Source organism: Methanobacterium alcaliphilum, from assembly GCF_023227715.1.
Lineage (GTDB): Archaea > Methanobacteriota > Methanobacteria > Methanobacteriales > Methanobacteriaceae > Methanobacterium_E > Methanobacterium_E alcaliphilum.
Genome location: NZ_JALKIF010000003.1, coordinates 1 through 19784 on the forward strand (window position 1 = coordinate 1; position 19784 = coordinate 19784).

The 19784-nt window shown below is 32.8% G+C and carries 18 protein-coding genes and 1 tRNA gene; 9 read left to right on the forward strand and 10 right to left on the reverse strand.

The genetic code is table 11. The annotated features are described in order from the left end of the window. The first annotated feature begins 285 nt into the window (after positions 1–285). Positions 286–993, forward strand: coding sequence for a hypothetical protein (locus MXE27_RS02395; protein ID WP_248610807.1), 708 nt, complete (start codon positions 286–288; stop codon positions 991–993). A 17-nt stretch (positions 994–1010) separates the two neighbouring features. On the opposite strand, the gene hycI is transcribed toward MXE27_RS02395, so the two are convergent. The 3 genes from hycI to nikR are packed head-to-tail and all read right to left on the reverse strand — an operon-like array spanning position 1011 to position 2720. Continuing rightward, complete coding sequence (hycI, locus tag MXE27_RS02400) at positions 1011–1502, reverse strand: hydrogenase maturation peptidase HycI (protein WP_342765986.1); 492 nt, start codon at positions 1500–1502, stop codon at positions 1011–1013. Beyond that, the gene (locus tag MXE27_RS02405; protein ID WP_248610809.1) at positions 1468–2253 is read right to left on the reverse strand and encodes a methyltransferase domain-containing protein; all 786 of its coding nucleotides are present in this window, start codon (positions 2251–2253) and stop codon (positions 1468–1470) included. Before MXE27_RS02405 ends, hycI begins: the two co-directional genes overlap by 35 nt. Positions 2254–2300: 47 nt before the next feature. Further along, on the reverse strand, positions 2301–2720 hold the full coding sequence (gene nikR / locus MXE27_RS02410) for a nickel-responsive transcriptional regulator NikR (RefSeq protein WP_248610810.1): 420 nt from the start codon (positions 2718–2720) through the stop codon (positions 2301–2303). Positions 2721–3116: 396 nt separating this feature from the next. Here nikR and MXE27_RS02415 point away from each other — a divergent pair, with 396 nt between their 5' ends. Continuing rightward, positions 3117–3521: a CBS domain-containing protein gene (locus tag MXE27_RS02415; protein ID WP_248610811.1), complete on the forward strand. Its 405-nt coding sequence runs from the start codon at positions 3117–3119 to the stop codon at positions 3519–3521. Between the two features lie 100 nt (positions 3522–3621). Further along, complete coding sequence (locus tag MXE27_RS02420) at positions 3622–4095, forward strand: hypothetical protein (RefSeq protein ID WP_248610812.1); 474 nt, start codon at positions 3622–3624, stop codon at positions 4093–4095. 64 nt (positions 4096–4159) lie between these two features. Here the strand turns inward: MXE27_RS02420 and pheS are convergent, their stop codons facing one another. The 4 genes from pheS to MXE27_RS02440 form a co-directional block, all read right to left on the reverse strand. After that, a complete protein-coding gene (gene pheS, locus MXE27_RS02425) occupies positions 4160–5713 on the reverse strand; it encodes a phenylalanine--tRNA ligase subunit alpha (RefSeq protein ID WP_248610813.1) in 1554 nt (517 codons plus the stop codon). Between the two features lie 55 nt (positions 5714–5768). Continuing rightward, complete coding sequence (locus MXE27_RS02430; RefSeq protein ID WP_248610814.1) at positions 5769–6674, reverse strand: triphosphoribosyl-dephospho-CoA synthase; 906 nt, start codon at positions 6672–6674, stop codon at positions 5769–5771. Between the two features lie 144 nt (positions 6675–6818). Then, positions 6819–7787, reverse strand: coding sequence for a porphobilinogen synthase (gene hemB / locus MXE27_RS02435; protein WP_248610815.1), 969 nt, complete (start codon positions 7785–7787; stop codon positions 6819–6821). A gap of 506 nt (positions 7788–8293) precedes the next feature. Next, on the reverse strand, positions 8294–9007 hold the full coding sequence (locus MXE27_RS02440; protein WP_248610816.1) for an endonuclease III domain-containing protein: 714 nt from the start codon (positions 9005–9007) through the stop codon (positions 8294–8296). Between the two features lie 129 nt (positions 9008–9136). Between MXE27_RS02440 and MXE27_RS02445 the strand changes: the two genes are divergently transcribed. From MXE27_RS02445 to MXE27_RS02455, 3 genes are all read left to right on the forward strand, one after another. After that, the gene (locus MXE27_RS02445; RefSeq protein WP_248610817.1) at positions 9137–9652 is read left to right on the forward strand and encodes a GNAT family N-acetyltransferase; all 516 of its coding nucleotides are present in this window, start codon (positions 9137–9139) and stop codon (positions 9650–9652) included. Positions 9653–9790: 138 nt separating this feature from the next. After that, positions 9791–10882, forward strand: coding sequence for a chorismate synthase (aroC, locus tag MXE27_RS02450; protein ID WP_248610818.1), 1092 nt, complete (start codon positions 9791–9793; stop codon positions 10880–10882). Positions 10883–10904: 22 nt separating this feature from the next. After that, positions 10905–12155: a threonine/serine exporter family protein gene (locus MXE27_RS02455; RefSeq protein WP_248610819.1), complete on the forward strand. Its 1251-nt coding sequence runs from the start codon at positions 10905–10907 to the stop codon at positions 12153–12155. Between the two features lie 184 nt (positions 12156–12339). On the opposite strand, the gene MXE27_RS02460 is transcribed toward MXE27_RS02455, so the two are convergent. From MXE27_RS02460 to MXE27_RS02470, 3 genes are all read right to left on the reverse strand, one after another. Further along, a tRNA-Thr gene (locus MXE27_RS02460) sits at positions 12340–12412 on the reverse strand. Positions 12413–12496: 84 nt separating this feature from the next. Then, entirely contained in the window at positions 12497–13270 is a 774-nt protein-coding gene (locus MXE27_RS02465) for an MBL fold metallo-hydrolase (protein ID WP_342765983.1), read from the reverse strand. A 97-nt stretch (positions 13271–13367) separates the two neighbouring features. Next, positions 13368–14294, reverse strand: a complete 927-nt coding sequence (locus MXE27_RS02470) for a DUF2121 family protein (protein WP_248610821.1) — start codon at positions 14292–14294, stop codon at positions 13368–13370. Between the two features lie 348 nt (positions 14295–14642). Between MXE27_RS02470 and MXE27_RS02475 the strand changes: the two genes are divergently transcribed. The 3 genes from MXE27_RS02475 to rbr all read left to right on the forward strand — a co-directional run bounded on the left by MXE27_RS02475 (position 14643) and on the right by rbr (position 19758). Then, positions 14643–16784, forward strand: a complete 2142-nt coding sequence (locus MXE27_RS02475; protein ID WP_248610822.1) for a thioredoxin domain-containing protein — start codon at positions 14643–14645, stop codon at positions 16782–16784. A gap of 64 nt (positions 16785–16848) precedes the next feature. After that, positions 16849–19065, forward strand: coding sequence for a copper-translocating P-type ATPase (locus MXE27_RS02480; RefSeq protein WP_248610823.1), 2217 nt, complete (start codon positions 16849–16851; stop codon positions 19063–19065). A 108-nt stretch (positions 19066–19173) separates the two neighbouring features. After that, on the forward strand, positions 19174–19758 hold the full coding sequence (gene rbr / locus MXE27_RS02485) for a rubrerythrin (protein WP_248610824.1): 585 nt from the start codon (positions 19174–19176) through the stop codon (positions 19756–19758). Positions 19759–19784: the final 26 nt, after the last annotated feature.

Genomic DNA, 19784 nt, shown 5'->3' on the forward strand with positions numbered 1-19784 from the left:
AAATGAGGCAGCTATTCTGCAATCTTTATTTTTTTAATAAAATACAGGATTTTATCATAAATACAATAATATTAATAATCTTTGATTGAATAGATTTAAAAAATCTAGTAATTATGACTAAACCAAACCACTAATTAAATTTTAGTATGTAAAACAAAAGATTTAAAACCAATTAATTGAATTATTAAAAAAGCTGATACTTAAAAATAATATCATTCAAATATGGATAAAAATTGATTATAAAGTTTCAATTTTAGGGTGTAACCTTATTGTGAGGATTTATTAATGAAAGGAAAAACCATACTCTTATTAATACTATTATTATTTGGTTCTTATTTAGTTTTAGTTAATGGGATGAGCCAATACGATCCTGCAGGAAGAGCAGGCTTTGTAAAACTAAAAAATCCAGATATGTATAAAGGTAACCCACATTCAGAACTCGTAGCAAGCTATACAAAAAAACAGGGTTCTAATACAGCGCTTGTCGTGCACACTGCAGGACATACTTCAGGATATCCCTGTTATCATGAAGGTGATGTTTACATTCTGGAACTTGGATTTATCGATAAAGAAAGAGGGTATCAACCGTACTTAGACATTGGGGATATTGTCAATGGATTCCTATTTGGTTTGTCAGAGGATAGATACAATTATGTGTCCGATGGCATTGTTTTTAACAACCTGGATGATGCTTTAAATTATCTAGACAAAAAAGCAAAACAAAATGGTCAAGTCGGAAAAAGAGTTCTATTTTATCACGGCACAGTAAGAGGTGGAACCCCTATCATAAATCAGGGCTGCGGATTTCCATTATATTATCTACTTTTAAGCCACGAATATGGTAGAATTGGTGCTTATTATTATTTAATCACAGGAGCTATCTTCCCTTATCTTAACAACCCTTATAAAAATTTCGAGTTAATGCATGCATCTGATCTTCAGTACTACTACAACAACAATTTGCTTAATTACAATACCAATGGAAATGATTAATGAGTTACTAATGTTATTCAAAAATCCAGTTGAGTTTTAAATAACTCCATTAACTTTTCAATACTATTTTTTACTTCTTTTGAAATATCTGCAACCATATTCATTTCTTTAGGTTGAATACCAATTAATATGATTTTCATATCACTTTCAATAGTAGATTGTAAATATTTAATTAAAAATGAAAGTGGCATGGCATGAGTAGATATATTGTAATTAGCAATTTCATCAGTCCCAATAATCCGAATATATCCTGGAAATTCGCTCATTTCTACAGCATCAATTAGTATTAAATGAGTAGGATCTTTTTTACGAATAGTCCCTGTGAAATTTTCAGGCACAACACCGCCGTCAATTATAGATACTTTGTTGTTCCCTTGAAAAATAACAGATAATTTTTTTGCCAAAAAAGGGCCTAAACCATCATCACCCCTTAACTCATTGCCAATTGTTAAGATAACTACTTTTTTTCTATTTTTAAGAAAATCTTTTAATTTTTGTTCTAATGGTATCTAAACCACCACCCATAGTATAAGAAAGATTAATTTTAATTTCATCTCCTTCATCCAGATATAATTCACCTATAGGTATAAAAAGAGGAGGGTTAAGCATGGGTGTAGGTCCACAAATAATATCTGGAGTAAGAAGCGTGAAGGTAGTAATTTTTATAGCATTCACCATCCCCTGGATATTTACAGTCAATTCTAAGTCTATGTTTACCTTTTCATTTATCTCCCTATTAAAATTAATTTTATTGTAAACAATCAAGGGGCCCTTCACTTGATAATCTAGAAATTCAGGTGTGTCCACATCTTGATAAGAAAGTCTAGGTGATTTCATAAATACCAGTTCTGCTCCATTTATAACACCACAGGGAATAATATCCCCATTATCTTTAAGGTATTTTAAAGCTTTATTTAAAACCGGGACCTGTTCTTCGTCAATTAAAGCCGTATCTAGCATTTCACAAATTATTAAATCGGCTTTTTCTGTGAATTTATACTCTAAAACATCAGTATTTATTACTTGAATATGAGGAAATTGTTCAAGATTTTTTTGGGCGCAGGTTGATGATTTAAAATTTTTTTCAAATGCAAAAATAAAATTAGAATGGGGTGCTGCAAAAAAAGAAAGTATTCCACTCCCAGCACCTATATCATATACTAAACCCCTGCTTTTTGAAATTATTGCTTCATGAAAAGCAGATAATCTATCATAATCTTTTAATAAGTGATTATGATAGGGGGTAACTATGAATTTCATTTATAAATTTTTAAAAAATTATTGATAGTTGAACATGAATCAACTTTTTAATCGTGGTCAAGGTGTTGTCCTGTAGCAGTACTGGTTAATCGAACGTGTTCTACACCTTTTAACCGCATCATTTTCTCAGTTAAATTTCTGATGTGTCCTACATCTCCTTTTACTACAACAACTTCTAAACAGTATTTATCAGTCATATGAACATGCATTACTGCATTGATAAAGTCCCGATATTCGTGTTGAATATCAGCCAGATCTTCCATAACTCCGGTGTAGTGATGGTCGTATATTACTGCAATAATACCAATCCTTTCACCTTCCATTTCATTCATCCATTGATATCTGACTATATAATCTTTAAGTGCATCTCGTATACCTTTTGATCGGGATTGATAACCTCTATCTTTTAATACTTCATCAAACTCGTTTAGCAGCTTTTTGGGTAGTGACATACTAATTCTCATCATAATGTTCCTCCATAGATTATTATAATATTAATCTTTCATAATATTTATAGTTTTTTTCTAGGACAATATTGTTCTCCGAAAACAACTAATTAATATTAATGAGACTATTTAATCACAATATAAATAATTTACTATCAAAAAATAGGATATTTCAAATCACTAGATATCCATCCATCAATAAAAAATATGAGATATGCCTGTGAAATAATTATTTAAATAAATAATCATCCAATATGTCTATTCCACAGTAAATAGATTATTAAAAAGCATAACAAGCGTACTAAAACAAATTCATCATATTATTAATTAATTTTAATAATTAAAATGTGGCTGGCATGAAAAAAGCTAAAATATAAAAGGTTCATTAAATACTAATTAAATTATAGAGGGGATAAAATGAAGGTTAAAGAAGCTATGAACCACGAAGTTATTACTATAAGTCCTTACACCCTACCATTAGAAGCATTTGAAAAGATGTATAAACATGGAGTCAGAAGACTTTTTGTCCTGGATGAAGATGAAAATCCCCTGGGCGTAGTATCTTATACTGACCTTATAGGAGTTTTAGGAACTATAAAACCCGGCCCACAAGAAACTGAAGGAGTTACCATAGCAGATATTATGGTAGAAGATGTTATTTCAATATCTGCAGATGACTCTATTGAGGACGCTGCTAATCTAATGCTCCGTGCAGACATATCAGGGCTTTTAGTGCTTGAAAATGAAGAACCCCGTGGCGTTATAACTAAAACTGACATTTGCAGATTAGTTGCAGCTGAGTTGTTAGTGCCTACAGACTAAATAATCTTTTTCAATCCATTATATTTTTTTATTTTGAATTTATAAAAATAATATTTATAGTATTTAATATTTTTTTAAAACATCTAAATACGGTGCCAAGATGATTACCATCACTAAAAAGGAAAATAAGGTTTATAAACAAATCAAATATTTACAATTAGAATATGATGAAGGAATATCTGAAAATATTCTAAAAATGGATCTGGACTTAACCGAACACGACTTCAAAGAAGTATTAGAAGATTTAGAGAGAAAAAAACTTATTATCAAAATCAGTGGTAAACTCAAAGCTTTAACCTCTAAAAAAGAAATTTCAGTGGTAGGCACCAGAAAAGAAGTGAAAACAGCAGAACTCGACCAGATGGAAGTTGAAGCTCTTAATATTATTAAAACTCTTCAAGACGAAAATAATCTAGTATCTCGATATCAATTAGAAGGTAATCTTCTCTATGGAACTCTTAAAGTAAGTACTTTCAGAATGTACCATATTCTGGTATCATTAGAAAATAAAGGACTTTTAAAAAAAATATCTCATAATAATGGAGAATATTTTGAAGTTTTAAATCAGATTTAATCTTATATCTGCCTATTTTTATTAATTATATAATTAAAAAGAAAAAAGAATTTTTTGTGATTAATCAATCAGTTAAATCGACACCTTGAGTTATTGGCAGCTTTCTTAACCATCCAATATCACTCTTATATAACATACGAATATCTTTTATTCCCAATCGAATCATAGCAAGTCTTTCAATACCTAAACCAAAAGCTGCGACAGGAGTTTCAACACCAAGAGGTTCTAAAACTTCTGGACGGAACATTCCAGCGCCACCAAGCTCGATCCAACTTTCCTTTTCTGGAAGATATATTTCACACTCAGTAGATAGATAAGTATAAGGGAAGTATGCCGGTCTAAATCTTACCTCGAAGCCTAATTTTTTGTAAAATTCTTTTAAAATTCCCAGTAAGTTTCTAAAATTGACTTCATCACCAGCAACAATACCCTCCACTTGATGGAATTCAGGTAAGTGTTTATAAGTAATGGTTTCTCTTCTAAATACTCTTCCCACAGAAAACATTTTCAGTGGTGGCTGGTTTTCAGATAAAAATCTAGCTGATACACCAGTAGTGTGAGTTCTAAGCACGGATTGGCGAGCGACATCTTCATCCCATATATAGCCCCATCCTTCAGAGCCTGTTTTACCACCATTTTCATGGGCTTGACCTACCTTAGTTACTAAGTCAGTTTCGGGAAGTTTTGTGTGTTGTGGATTTTTGATATAGAAAGTATCTTGCATTTCACGAGCAGCATGATCTTGAGGTTGAAACAAGCAATCGAAGTTCCAAAAAGCAGACTCTAAAATTGGCCCTCTTGATTCTGTAAATCCTAAATTAAGAAAAATATCCCTGATTTCTTCGACTATACGTCTTAATGGATGCATTTTACCGGGATAAAATTCAGGGTATTCTGCCTGAATATCGTATCCTCTATATTGAAGACTTTTCCATTCCCCTGTTTTTAATTGGGAATGAGTTAATTGAGTTGCAGCATCTACAAGATCTATCCCTACTTCTAATATTTCCATACCTTTTTCAGTTATCACCAGAGTATGTTGGGTGGTTTTTTTAACATCAATTAATCCTTTTCTTTTTACTAAAAGATCATAGCCTCTTTGAACTAGTTTAGATGGGTTAAAAAGCATCATTTTTTGAGTTTCAAGGAGCTTATCCAGTAAAAGCTCATCATCCTCGCCTTTTCCAATAGCTTTTTTACCATCTTCAGTAATTTTTACAGTACCTTTATCAATAACAGCCCATCTTTTTTTCATCAACCATCCAATGGCAATTTTAGATTCAGATTTATCTAGGCTGGCTTTTTTGGTTATTTCACCCATTGGCAGCGCATCATTTTCACTTAATACTTTAAGCATCCTTCGCTCAGGTAGTCCTTGCTCAGCATATAATTTACCAACACTGCTTAAGCTGATAACTTCATCCACTTTTTTATCAACGGTTATCAGGCCCTTAGATTCCAGTGAGCCCGCAGCACTCATTACTGCTTTAATATCCATTTTTTGAGATTCAACAACCTCCTCTGGAGATAACCTAGACCCCAATTGTTCAAAGGCATTTAGGACTTTTTTTTCGTAAATGTGTAACTCGTCAATGATTCTGTTAATATCTTTTGTCATTGTTCCACTCCAATGATTTTGTGATTAATTAAATGTAATCAGTATCAATATCATTCTATTTTAGATATTCATCAAGCAACGACACCATTATGGAAGAAGCAGTTAAATCTGCCGTGGTTCCAGGATTCAATTTATTTTTCATCATTATCTGATCAAAGTTTTCCAGTGCCAATTGCCCCTCTTCACTTAATATTCCACCTTTATCTAATATATTATTGGCTTTTCTTGAAACTTCCTGTGCTTTCTCAAGCCCATATTTTCGAGAAATTAAAGTATCTGGAAAATTGGACAATATTGTTAAAAAAACACTTACTGTGGCTGAATTAATCCCATGGTCAATTTTAGTTTTTTTAAATAGGGGAAATCCAGTTTCAAAGGTTACTGGCATTTTAGTGGTTAATTCTTTCGCCAATAAGTCCCATTCAGCAGATATTTCTAATATTTTAAACATGTTTATATCTTTTTCAAGAATATCCTTGTGAGAATCATCATTGGTAACATCTAAATCATCTCGCTCACCCATACCCCCTGCATCAGCTAGAGCAATAGCTTTATAAAGATCAACTGTGTCTTGAGATGTAGTGTTGAGCATTATTTGATGAACATTTTCCCTGACTTCTGTTATATTACTGCTCATACCTGCAGCAGCACACAAAGGAGTAAGAAGCATTATAATTCCCAGATTAGTGTTGTTGGCCACCCATTTGTTAGTTTCTTCTACTGCTATTAATATTAATTTGCCTATTTTTATTTTATGAAAATCTTCTTCTAAATTATATTTTTTACCCATTTTAGCAGTTTTGCGCATGGTATCTCCAATAACAACCCCACTTAGCAGAAAGTCTTCAAAAACCATGTCATCAAAATCCTGAGTACGGTGCACATTTCCGGGTTTTGGGTGCCCACTTACTTCTAAAACTGAGGCAATTTGCGCTGCTTTGGCTATATATTTAGGATCCATGTAAATCATACCTGATTATTTTATATTTATAATTATAATTCTTGAAAATGATTGAATAGAAATATTATACAACATAGAGTATATTTCATGATTTGAATTAATAGTCTATGAATTAGAAAATATGAAATTATTTAAAGATTATTTTTAAAACATTTCCAAAAAATCTGGAGCAAAATGGGAAATAATTAAATCAGCCCCTGCTCTTTTAATAGAAAGTAAAGATTCAAAAATAGCATCTTCTGTCAAATAACCCGCATCTATACCTGCCTTAAGCATGGAATATTCTCCACTAACATTGTATGCAGCTGTAGGAACTTTAAATTCTTCTTTAATGGCTTTGATAATATCTAAATAAGCAAGAGCTGGTTTTACCATTAATATATCTGCGCCTTCCATTAAATCAAGTTCTGCTTCCCTTAGTGCTTCTACTGCATTAGCTGGATCCATTTGGTATGTTTTTCTATCTCCAAATGAGGGAGCAGAACATGCTGCATCTCTAAATGGGGCATAAAATGCAGACGCATATTTAGCTGCATAAGATAAAATAATAGTATCATCAAACCCATTCAAATCCAACATTTCCCGTATAGCTTCAACTCTACCATCCATCATATCAGAGGGAGCCACTACATCTGCTCCTGCCTCAGCATGACTTACTGCTGTAAGGGCCAGATGTTCCAAAGTTTCATCATTTAAAATTTCCCCATTTTCTACAATTCCACAATGGCCATGTTGTGTATATTGACAAAGACATACATCAGTCATTACAACCAGGTCCGTTTCGTCTTTAAGGCGTGTTACTGCTTGCTGGACAATCCCTCTACTATCATAGGCAGATGATCCTATGTCATCTTTTTTATCCGGTAATCCAAATAATAGAATCGATTTTAAACCTTTTTCTTCTAAGGTTTTTGCCGCATTTACGGCATCTTCCAAGGAATATCTATTCTGGCCAGGCATAGTAGAAATAGCTTCAATTTTACCTGCTTTTAATTCTTCTTTAACAAACATGGGATAAATGAAGTTTTCTTGTGTGAGGCGTGTTTCTCTTAGAATATTTCTAATTTGAGGATTTTTTCTCATCCTGCGCATTCTAGTAATAGGAAATTCCATTTTAGATCACCTGTAATTTGATAGTGGTAATGTTCTTTTTTTGGTTTTTTTATGTATTTAGTATTATGGTGTCTTTTGAATTTTTGAATTAAATATGAATCAAGATAACATATCTTATCTTAGAGCGAGGATTTGTGATGAAATTTGAATTAAATAGTTAATTTTGATATTATAAAGAATATTTTAGTTTATTGCAAATAATATAAAGTTTAAGGTATTAATTAAGTACATTTAAAAAAAATAGTGGCAATCTGTACTTTAATAATAGTAATAAGTATCATTGGATCTTATTTGGCCATATAATCAAATAATAAAAGCAAATAATTTATTCCCGGAAAAATGAACCAACTATTAAATAAATCAGATTTAGATACAAAATCTAATGAAGCACGATTAACTACGACCAATGCCTATACAAAGGGCCCAAATGTCAAGTTGGAGTAAACATCCCTCATAGAGAAATACGATGAATCTTGTTGGTTTCCATAATAATTAATATTCATTTTTTATTTTAATATTATGGATTTTAAATTATCATTCACACCATAAGGTTTTTTTTGATAGTGTCTTTTTGCATGTTCAACAATGAGAGCATGGTATTCCTGAAAAATTGAGATATCAAATGGCAAATTAGATTCAAAGAGTTCTTTAACATCCCCATATTTAGCATTTGATTCAATCAACCCCAAATAATGAAATATTCTCTTAGTATAAGCGTCTACAACAAATTCTGGTTGTTTATATGCATAAAGTAAAATTGAGTCGGCAGTTTCATTACCTACTCCTTTAACCTGTAAAATTTCTTTTCTATTGGGGATATCTCCCTCCAATGACAAGAAAAACTTGGAGATTTCCTTGATATAAGATGCTTTTTGATTTAAAAAACCTGCACAACGAATAGATTTCTTTAGGATTACTTCATCCATACTGAGTATTTTTTGAGGGTCAATAGCATTTAAGGCATCTAAATTTAAAATTGCTTGTTCCGCAGATGTCCAGGCTGTGTTTTGAGTTAAAATAGCCCCTAAAATTATCTCAAATATTTGATTTTCATTTTCGGGTAAATCATAATTTCCAGGGTGATATCCTCTGATTGAACCCTTTTTTGTAGGGTTTTCACCATCATGTTTTATAAGAGGCCACCAACCCTGTGGGCCGTAAAGAGAAAATAATCGTTGGTATATTCCAAATATATGTTCTTTTTTTTTAGATTGTGACATTTTATCAGCAAATTATAATTTTTAATTATCATACCTTTAAAGACTAATCAATTATATATTATTCAATCAAATATTAATTACTGTATATAACATTATTTAATCTGATTTAAAATTATGAAAAGGAATAATATGATAAGGAAATGCAGGAACTGTACTTTGAAAAGTTGGAACCCTATATTTTTAGAAAGTATGGTTAAAAATGCTAATAATCCGCTCATTGCCCTCAATTTAAGAGATATCTTTCCTAACCCTTACACTATTCAAGATGGAATACAGTGGATCCAAATTGCGCAAAAAGAAAAACCAAAACTTAATTTTGCCATAACAATTGATAATGAAGCCATTGGAGGAATAGGTTTTATTTTAGGTCAGGATATTGAAAAAATATCTGCAGAGATTGGATACTGGTTAGGGGAAAAGTATTGGGGAAAAGGAATCACCTCTTCTGCAGTAAAAAGTATGGTCGAATATGGTTTTAATGAGTTAAAACTTAAAAGAATATTCGCCAAGCCTTTTGAAAATAATATTGCATCAAGAAAAGTTCTTGAAAAAAATAGATTTCAATTAGAGGGTATATTGAAAAATAGCGTGATTAAAAAAGATAAACTATGTAACCAGGCATTATATGCAATAACACGGGATTGAGAACGATTCAGTTTCTCAACTTTTTATATGAATATATTAATAAAATCAAGTTTTAATATTAAAATTAGATTAGATAATTAACTTGCATCATAATAATTAGTAAAAAATATAATAAAATTTTTAAATGGATGTGAACTCATGGCAGGAAATACCACCGGCAAAATGTTCGCTGTCACTACCTTTGGTTCAAGCCACGGGCGAGCCCTAGGGGCTGTGGTAGATGGATGTCCAGCAGGACTGGAACTAAGTCAAGAAGATATTCAAATAGAACTAAACAAACGAAAACCTGGAACCAGTGAACTTACTACTGCCCGGGGAGAATCAGACCAAGTCGAAATATTGTCTGGAATCTTTGAAGGAAAAACTGATGGTACACCAATTGCAGCTATAGTTTATAATAAAGATGCAGATTCTTCAGCTTATGATAATATAAAGAACAAACCTCGACCCGGCCATGGCGATTACTGCTGGATAAGTCGTTATGGGCATTACGATCACCGGGGAGGTGGGCGTGGAAGTGGTAGAAACACTATAGGGCATGTTATTGGTGGTGCGGTTGCTAAAAAACTTTTAAATCAATTAAATATTAAAATAATGGCCCATGTAACCAAAGTGGGTAAAATAAAAGCCAATAAAGTTAATATTAATTTAATTGAAGAATATTCACAAAAAAATGCCGTTAAATGTGCTGATCCCGATGCTGCTAAAAAAATGGAAGAGAGAATACTGGAAGCAAAATCTAAAGGTGATTCTGTGGGAGGTATTGTGGAAACCATAGTTCTTGGGGCACCTGCCGGACTGGGAGAACCTGTATTTGATAAACTTGATGGGGACCTATCTAGAGCTTTAATGAATATTGGTTCAGTTAAAGGTGTAGAAATAGGATTTGGATTTGAAGTTGCTGAATCAACAGGTTATGGTATAAATGATGAATTTTATATGGAAAAAGACCAAATAAAGACCACTACCAATACTTCAGGAGGTATTCTTGGCGGTATGTCCAATGGTATGCCAATAATGATACGCATGGCCGTAAAACCAACTCCATCGATTTCGATGGTTCAAAAGACTGTTGATTTAACCAAGATGGAAGATGCCAAAATCCAGATAAAAGGTCGCCACGACCCATGCATATGTCCAAGAGTGGTTCCTGTTGCTGAATCTGCTGTTGCCATGGTAATAGTAGATCATTTAATTAGAAGTGGGTTTATTAATCCGCTTAAATTATAAAATTTATTTTTAAAACAAGACCATGATTAATACTGCAAGGAATAATGAAATTCCACCCAAGATGCTTAAATTCTTAAAAGAATTAAGTAAATCCCTCATTGCTGCAGGAAGCTCAGTTACCGATACTGAAGATATATTGGAAAACATTGCTAATGCCCATGGTGTACCCGTTGAGGTTTCAGTGTTTCCCACCATGCTTCTTTTGAAATTAGGGGATGAAGATTCTTCAACCATCACCATAGCAGTGCAATCACCAGGAATACTGCCCCTTAATCAGGTTTCGGAGATTTACAGATTAATCCATCAGGTTGAAAATCACGAAGTTTCTTTTGAAGAAGCTCTGCTTAAGTTACAGCAAATAAGAGCAAGTAAACATCATTTTGGGAAAGTGGGAATTATATTTGGTTATTTTCTGCTATCTTTAGGATTAGGCCTATTAATACAACCCAGTTATCAGCAATTAATGGTTTGTAGTATTTTTAGCATAATTGTAGGACTTTTAATTTTAGTCAGTCAGAACAATCCTCGCTTATCCATGGTTATGCCCGTGATTGCTGCTTTTATTGTTTCTTCACTTTTATTTTTCATGATAAAACAAGGAATTATAACGGGAAATTTCAGCCTTTTAATTCCATCTTTAATTTATTTCCTTCCAGGAGTCACCCTTACCACCGGGATATATGAACTAGCCCGAGGAGAACTGGTATCTGGATCCAGTAGAGTAATTTATGGAACTATAATCCTTTTTCTTTTAATATTTGGATTAATTATGGGGGTTCAAATAAATGGGTTTCCTCAGCAAGAATTCTTATTAGCCCAAAGTACTTCAGCCTTAGAATACACTGCACCATATTTAGGAGTTTTAATATTTGGCATTGGTATGTACTTGTTCCTTTCAGTCTATAAAAAAGATTTTTTATGGATTTTACTTGTATTGTACGTGGCTTTAATTGGGCAGCAACTAGGAAACATGCTGGCAGGAGGACTTCTAGGGGGATTTTTAGGAGCATTATTCATGACCATTTCCGCAAAAACTATAGAATCCCATGACCATACTCCTCATTTTGTGACATTATATCCTGCATTTTGGTTTTTAGCTCCGGGCTCAATTGGTTTTATTGGTTTAGCAGATTTTATTGGGCAAAATTATCTAACTTCTGTTGCCGAGATATCATTATTTGTAATGACCATTATTGCTATTGCTTTGGGACTATTAGTCGGTGCAATTATGACAGAACCCCTCCAAAAAAGAATGAAAAAAATTCCAGTGTAACCATTAAAAAAAAAAAATGGTTAATCAATACGGGAAATAACTAAAATCAAACCAACTCAGTTTTAACATTATTTGTACAGAGTAGTGTTCACATTTATAGGAATGCAAAATAATTAAAAAAGCTTTTTTTGAAAATAATCTCATTAAACGCCATTATTATCTAATAAGATCAAAAAATATTTTAAGCCTCGAGCGGGAATTGAACCCGCGACCTCGGGATTACGAATCCCGCGCTCTACCTACTAAGCTATCGAGGCAAAGAAATCATGGAAAATATACAATACGATAATACTTAATTTACAATTACTAGTATTTAAGTTGTGATAGGGATGATTACTTTTTTAGTAGTCATCTAACCTCTGCTGTTGACCCATCACCTGATCTAAGTTTATATGCATACCGTCCCTAGCAGCTAAAACCTTAACTCCAGTTTCTTCTTGAATACGTTCTGCTTCTCTTTCAGGATTGTTGATAATCATTTTCATCCCCAAGTGAGTCATAATAGCTAATTTTGGGGAAACTTCTGCAATTAGTTTGCTGAAATCATCACTACACATATGTCCTGGAATTCTTTCATCCCTTGGTCTAATGACACTTGCTACCAATATATCAGCAGACCTATGATATTTGTGCAACTTTTCAAAGTATTCGGTATCTGCAGTGTAAGAAATAGTGATATCTTTTAACTGGAACTGAAACCCTACTGCTGTAGGATCCCCATGAATTGTTTTAGTTCCTTTAACCTTCATATCACCGAACTTTTTAATTTTATTAGCCCCTAAAGTAGTAACCTCCGGTTTGCTCTTGTGATAATCCGAGATACACGGACCCCACTGTTTAAATCCTTCAATAACACTGAGACTGCCTACGACTATTCCTTTTCTGCGAGTCATACCTTTAGTCATTGCTTCAATAAGTACTTCAGCATCTGTATAATGATCCGTATGAGAATGAGATACAAAAACTCCACTTAATTTTCGTGGGTCTCGTCCAAACTGGTATGATCGAATTAAAGCCCCAGGCCCAGGGTCAATATGCAAATTTTTACCATCGATATCATCGATTCTAAATCCGCCCGTCATCCTCTTCTGGGTAATGGTAGCGAAAGCGTCCACCACCACTTCCTAAGAAAGTTAAATCCATTTATTCACCTTAGTTATTTTCTAAATAAATATTGTAATGAATATATATAATATCGTTATCCTAAATTAATTAATCAGTTTTGCATAAAATAACATCACATCTTAATGCCGATTTATTGCGTTTTAAGCCTAGAGTTTCATTTTCTATTGTTACTTTATCTCCAATTTCAACATCATCAGGAGTATCCGTGAACATTAAAACTTTTTCCCCAGGTTTTGCAAGAGGTTTCCATTTTGTATCATAAGCCTGAACACCACTTTTAAGAACTATTTCCAGATGATTACCATCTATTTCAACTACTCTACCCACTTCCCCCTCATTGAGGATTTTAGAAGCTAATTTGATAGTGTGTGCCTTTTCAAGTAGATCATTTTGGAGTTTTTCTCTCCATTTTTGGAGGAGTTTTACGTCACGTACTACAGTTTCTCTCAATAATTCCTGAGCTTCTCTTTTGTCCAATTTTGGGTGTTTAATAAACATATCATGATCCGAGCTTACTGATGGAGTTTCCTCAGCAACTTCTGCAAGGACCTCCTCAAAAATTTCCCCTATGGCCTTTAAACTTGTTTTAGTTTTCCAGTGTTTTTTTATGATCTTATTTGCTATATCTTTGGTGATCTTATTTCCAAAAACAACGATTGAACTTTCTCCTTTTTCCATTTTAGATATATTAGACCCAGTGATCTCTATTATTTGATAACCATTAGTTGTACCATAAATACGTCTTCTTTTGGTTTCAAAAGGGCTTTTAAAGCTGACTTCCCCCACCACAACATCACCTAAACTGCGAACTTTACAAGCATTATCCGTGATTTTAAGAGTTATGCCTAATTCAGATGCTCGTTTTTTAAGTTCCTCGTCTGATTTAATTGTTCCGGAATAAAGTTCACTTTCAAGTTCCTCTCTTTTAGTTTTATCCCCAAAGTAACCAATTCTTCGTTTATCTCCTGCAACAACACAACCTTTCTGACCAATATAAGACATTATTAAACTCATGTAAACACCCATATTATTGTGACAATGCAATCATTTTTTTGACTAAAACCGTATTAAAGATATAATATTCAGATTTATACTATGTTCTCTAAAAGTTCAAACAACTATAAAATAATTTACTACTTTTTCTGTAAATTCTAACTCAAATAAATTTTTTCTGATTTTATTCGAATTATGATTGAAAGATACAGACTTAATAAATAAACTTTAAATTATTTTTAATAATTATTTAAAAATAATCACATAAATTTTACAATAATGATAAACAAATTAATATTAGAATAAAAATTATTTTCTGAAAATTTCAGCTCAATACGAATAAATAAAATATCACGGTTGTAGAGTAAAATGTCTTCAACAGATAAGCCAAAAAAAGAAAAATATTCAAATGAGTTAATCTATGAGAAAAGTCCTTATCTATTACAGCATGCGCATAACCCTGTGGATTGGAACCCCTGGGGTGACAAAGCTTTTGTAAAAGCTGAAAAACAAAATAAACCTATTTTTTTATCCATTGGTTATTCTACTTGCCATTGGTGCCATGTAATGGCCCATGAATCATTTGAAGACCCGGAAATAGGTGCCAAAATCAATGAAGTGTTTATTCCTGTGAAAGTGGATCGTGAAGAACGTCCCGACATTGATAATATCTACATGAATGTTTGTCAGATGATGACCGGCGGAGGCGGATGGCCATTAACCATATTATTAACACCAAAGGGTAAACCATTCTTTGCAGGGACTTATTTTCCCCCAGAAGGACAATATGGGAGTGTGGGGCTTAAAGAAATCGTCACAAAAGTAAAAGAATTATGGGAAAAAAATCCGCAGGAAGCCCTAGAATCTGCAGATAAAATTGTAAATGTTTTAGAAAATATTTCCCAACCCGCTCCTAGAGAAGAATTAAATAAAAATATTTTTAAAGAGACTTATAACTCTTTAAAAGAAGGTTTCGATATTAAATATGGTGGATTTGGAATGATACAAAAATTCCCCTCACCACATAACCTTCTTTTTTTAATGAGATATTGGAAAAGAGAATCTGAAGAAAATGCACTGGAAATGGCTCTGAAAACTCTAGACAATATGAGATATGGAGGCATATACGACCACATAGGATTTGGATTTCATCGATATGCAGTTGATCCACAATGGTTGGTTCCACATTTTGAAAAAATGTTGTATGATCAAGCCATGATATCCATAGCATATTTAGAAGCATACCAAATAACAGGAAACACTATTTATAAAGAAAGCGCAGAGGAAATATTTGAATATGTTTTAAGAGATATGCAATCTCCAGAAGGTGGTTTTTATTCAGCTGAAGATGCAGATAGTGAAGGTGAAGAAGGAAAATTTTACCTCTGGAGTGAAGATGAAATAAAAAGTGTTTTAGACCAACAAGCAGATTTGATAATTGAATTATTTAATATAAAACACGATGGAAACTTTAAAGAAGAATCGACGGGCATGAAGATGGGAAAAAATATTTTTCATTTGAAACCGGACAATGATTTTTTAGTAAATTTTTCCAAAAAAGTCGGATCCGATGATGAATTACATCAGAAAATAAAAAAATCTAGGGAAAAACTATTTAATGCTCGGAAAAAAAGAATACATCCCCATAAAGACGATAAAATTCTAACTGATTGGAACGGGCTTATGATCGCGGCATTAGCTAAGGGCAGCAGAACTTTGTGGAATAAAAAATATGTTCTGGCTGCTGAAAAAGCTGCAGATTTTATTATAAAAAAACTTTATAATGGTAATAAATTGCTTCACCGCTATCGGGACCATGATGCCGCATTTGATGGTAATTTAGATGATTATTCTTTTTTTATATGGGGATTATTAGAACTTTATCAGACTACATTTAAAAATAAATATTTAAATCTAGCTTTTAAACTGAATAATATTTTACTAAAAGAATTTTTAGATAAAAAAAAGGGAGGTTTATTTTTTACTCCCTATGAATCAGAAAGAATCCTTATTAGAAAAAAAGAAAGTTATGATAGTGCCCTGCCTTCGGGAAATTCAGTTCATATGTTAAATCTCCTCAAAATGGCTCAAATTTCTAAAAATAAAGAAATTAAAAATATTGCCACTAATATAGTCCCCCATTTCTCCCCTAAGATAAAAAGATCCCCATTGGCCCATGTAAATTTAATGAATGCTCTTGATTTTGAATGGGGGCCATCATATGAATTAGTCATTGTTCCTTCTAATTTAGATGAAGATATAAACTCATCATATCTATTTGAATCTAATAATGAATTAAGTAAATTGCTTAAAAAAATAGGGGAGAAATTTATTCCAAATATTACCATACTCATTAATAATCAAAAAACTGAGGATTGGCCTTTTGCTATTTCAGATACTTTTAAAAACAAGACTGTGATCAACGAAAAGACAACATATTATCTTTGCTCTTTAAAAGAATGCAAAGCACCAACCAACGATATCAATGATATTATCAATTATTTGGATTAGTTTAATAAACAATTAAAATCTGCGATTAAAAAAATATTACTCAGAACTAATCTGAGGAGTTTATATGGTGAAAAAGAAACATGATCCAATAAATAGGTTAAAATTGGCTAAAAATAAAGAAAAAAATTATAAAAAACATAGCAATCATCATAATGGACATTCACCACCATTAATTAAAACTAAGTCAGTATCTTCTAAAATTAATCCAGAACATACGGTACAAACAGAAACACAAAACAATACCGAAAATAAAAAAGGCCATCTAAAATCAAATCATACAACACATGAACATTCTTCAAGTCATGGAAATCATCACGATGAAATGTTAGCTGATTTTAAAAAACGTTTCATTGTGTGTATAATTTTAACCATACCCATATTTTTTTTAACACACATGGTGCAGGATTTTCTGGGTTTAACTTCATTTAAATTTTATGGGGACGAATTTGTTTTATTTTTATTATCATCCATTATATTCTTTTATGGAGGTTATCCATTTTTTAAAGGTTTTTTTAATGAAATGAAAAATTTCAATCCGGGAATGATGACATTAATAACAGTAGCAATTACTACCGCCTACATATACAGTTTAGCGGTGATTTCAGGACTTATGGGGATGATTTTCTTTTTAGAACTAGTAACCCTTATTGATATTATGCTTTTTGGTCATTGGATCGAAATGAGATCAATTAGAGGTGCTTCCAAGTCTCTCGAAAAATTAGTGAAACTTTTACCAGCTAAAGCTCATCTGATTAGTAAGCAAGGCAAAATTAATGATGTGAGTTTATCTGCTTTAAAAAAGCATGACCATGTACTTATTAAACCTGGAGAAAAGATACCATCTGATGGTGAAGTAATGAATGGATCAAGTGCAGTTAATGAATCGTTGCTTACTGGAGAATCCAAATTTATAAAAAAAACTGTAGGTGACGAAGTTATTGGAGGTTCAATTAATGGGCATGGTTCTTTAACAGTCGAAGTGAAAAAAATGGGTGATGAATCATTTTTAGCCCAAGTAATCAATTTAGTGAATCAAGCACAGGAAGGAAAAACTAAAACCCAAGATTTAGCAAATCGGGCCGCCATGTGGCTTACTATTATTGCGCTTTTAGGAGGGGCAATAACTGTTATATTCTGGTTTGTTATAGCTAAAATGGACTTTGCATTCTCTTTAGAACGTAGCGTGACAGTGATGGTGACTACCTGCCCCCATGCATTGGGTTTAGCCATACCATTAGTAATAGCTGTTTCAACAGTTATTTCCGCCAGAAATGGGTTGTTAATACGCAGCAGAAATGCCTTCGAGGGTGCTAAAGACATAAATGCCGCGGTATTAGATAAAACCGGGACTCTTACTCATGGAGAATTGGGAGTAAGTGAAGTAATTTCTCTAGATGACAGCATCAGTGAAGAAGATATTTTAAGGTATGCAGCATCTGTTGAAGTTGAATCGGAGCATCCAATTTCTAAAGGTATAATATCTGCTGCGAAATATACTATGCCTCTTAAAAATTTTCACTCAATTCCAGGGAAAGGTATTTCTGGTTTGGTAAATGGGCATGAAATTAAGGTGATGAGCTACAGATATTTAGAAGAAGCGGAGATTAATCTTGAAAATAATATTATGTCTAAATTATTCCTACAGGGTAAAACCGTCGTATTTGTTCTTTTTAACGATGAATTAAAAGGTTGCATTGCTCTGGCAGATATAATACGAAAAGAATCAAAACAACTCATAAAAGAACTCAAAAAAAGAAAAATTAAATGTATGATGATAACTGGAGATAACGAATCTGTTGCAAAATGGGTTGCTGGTGAAATAGACCTCGATGAATATTTTGCTGAAATACTACCTCATGAAAAAGTCGAAAAAATAAAAAGAATTCAATCCAGAGGCCTAAATGTGGCTATGGTTGGTGATGGTGTAAATGATGCACCTGCATTGGCCCAGGCAGATGTGGGGATCGCTATTGGGGCGGGCACAGATGTGGCTATGGAAACTGCAGATATAGTCCTAATTAGAAGTAATCCTCTTGATGTGATCACCATACTGGATCTGGCATCTGCAACTTACCGAAAAATGTATGAAAATTTAATATGGGCTACAGCATACAATATTTTTGCTATTCCACTTGCAGCGGGAGTATTTTACAGCCAAGGGATTTTATTAAGCCCCGCCTTAGGTGCAATATTAATGTCCCTGAGTACTGTTATTGTTGCTTTAAATGCCCAAATCTTCCGATTTAAAACATTTAAGATATCAAATTCATTTAAGAATTAGGAATATGTAAAATTAAAATTATTGATATTCTATTTAGATGTTAATGAAAGTTATATTATCTATGACGACAATATAATATTTGTAAAAATATGCTTAGGTGTATTTACAATGAAAAAAACAATAGAAAATTTAACCAAGGCATTTATTGGAGAAAGCCAAGCTCGTAACCGATATACTTTTTATGCTAAAGCAGCAAAGAAAGAAGGTTTTGAGCAGATATCAGAGATATTCCTTTTGACTGCAGATAACGAAAGGGAACATGCCAAGTGGCTATTCCGAATGATCCAAGAGCTAAAAGCAGAAACTGATGAAAAATTAGAAGATCTCACTGTTGAAGCAGAAGCTCCTCTGATTTTAGGTACCACTGACGAAAATCTGATTGCTGCTATAGGGGGAGAGCATTTTGAATACAGCGAAATGTATCCTGAATTTGCAAAAACTGCTGAAGAAGAAGGTTATCCTAAAATCGCGGAGCGTTTAATGGCCATTGCTAAGGCAGAAGAACATCACGAAGCCAGATACATGCAGCTACTTAAATTAGTTGAAACAGACACTGTATTCCAGAAAACTAAGGATATATCTTGGATTTGTCGAAAATGCGGTTATGTTCATGAAGGAAAAACTCCTCCAGAAGAGTGCCCTGCTTGTGATCATCCCACAGCTTACTACCAAGTATTATGTGATGACTATTAATTAAAGTAGAATACATCACATACAAT

Excerpts from the sequence above, each read along its gene's own strand:
- aroC (WP_248610818.1), top strand. The coding sequence starts at position 9,791 with ATGGCAGGAAATACCACCGGCAAAATGTTCGCTGTCACTACCTTTGGT.
- MXE27_RS02405 (WP_248610809.1), bottom strand. The coding sequence starts at position 2,253 with ATGAAATTCATAGTTACCCCCTATCATAATCACTTATTAAAAGATTAT.
- MXE27_RS02455 (WP_248610819.1), top strand. The coding sequence starts at position 10,905 with ATGATTAATACTGCAAGGAATAATGAAATTCCACCCAAGATGCTTAAA.
- MXE27_RS02445 (WP_248610817.1), top strand. The coding sequence starts at position 9,137 with ATGATAAGGAAATGCAGGAACTGTACTTTGAAAAGTTGGAACCCTATA.
- pheS (WP_248610813.1), bottom strand. The coding sequence starts at position 5,713 with ATGACAAAAGATATTAACAGAATCATTGACGAGTTACACATTTACGAA.
- MXE27_RS02430 (WP_248610814.1), bottom strand. The coding sequence starts at position 6,674 with ATGGATCCTAAATATATAGCCAAAGCAGCGCAAATTGCCTCAGTTTTA.
- MXE27_RS02475 (WP_248610822.1), top strand. The coding sequence starts at position 14,643 with ATGTCTTCAACAGATAAGCCAAAAAAAGAAAAATATTCAAATGAGTTA.
- MXE27_RS02395 (WP_248610807.1), top strand. The coding sequence starts at position 286 with ATGAAAGGAAAAACCATACTCTTATTAATACTATTATTATTTGGTTCT.
- rbr (WP_248610824.1), top strand. The coding sequence starts at position 19,174 with ATGAAAAAAACAATAGAAAATTTAACCAAGGCATTTATTGGAGAAAGC.
- MXE27_RS02470 (WP_248610821.1), bottom strand. The coding sequence starts at position 14,294 with ATGAGTTTAATAATGTCTTATATTGGTCAGAAAGGTTGTGTTGTTGCA.
- nikR (WP_248610810.1), bottom strand. The coding sequence starts at position 2,720 with ATGATGAGAATTAGTATGTCACTACCCAAAAAGCTGCTAAACGAGTTT.
- MXE27_RS02440 (WP_248610816.1), bottom strand. The coding sequence starts at position 9,007 with ATGTCACAATCTAAAAAAAAAGAACATATATTTGGAATATACCAACGA.
- MXE27_RS02480 (WP_248610823.1), top strand. The coding sequence starts at position 16,849 with ATGGTGAAAAAGAAACATGATCCAATAAATAGGTTAAAATTGGCTAAA.
- MXE27_RS02415 (WP_248610811.1), top strand. The coding sequence starts at position 3,117 with ATGAAGGTTAAAGAAGCTATGAACCACGAAGTTATTACTATAAGTCCT.
- MXE27_RS02420 (WP_248610812.1), top strand. The coding sequence starts at position 3,622 with ATGATTACCATCACTAAAAAGGAAAATAAGGTTTATAAACAAATCAAA.
- hemB (WP_248610815.1), bottom strand. The coding sequence starts at position 7,787 with ATGGAATTTCCTATTACTAGAATGCGCAGGATGAGAAAAAATCCTCAA.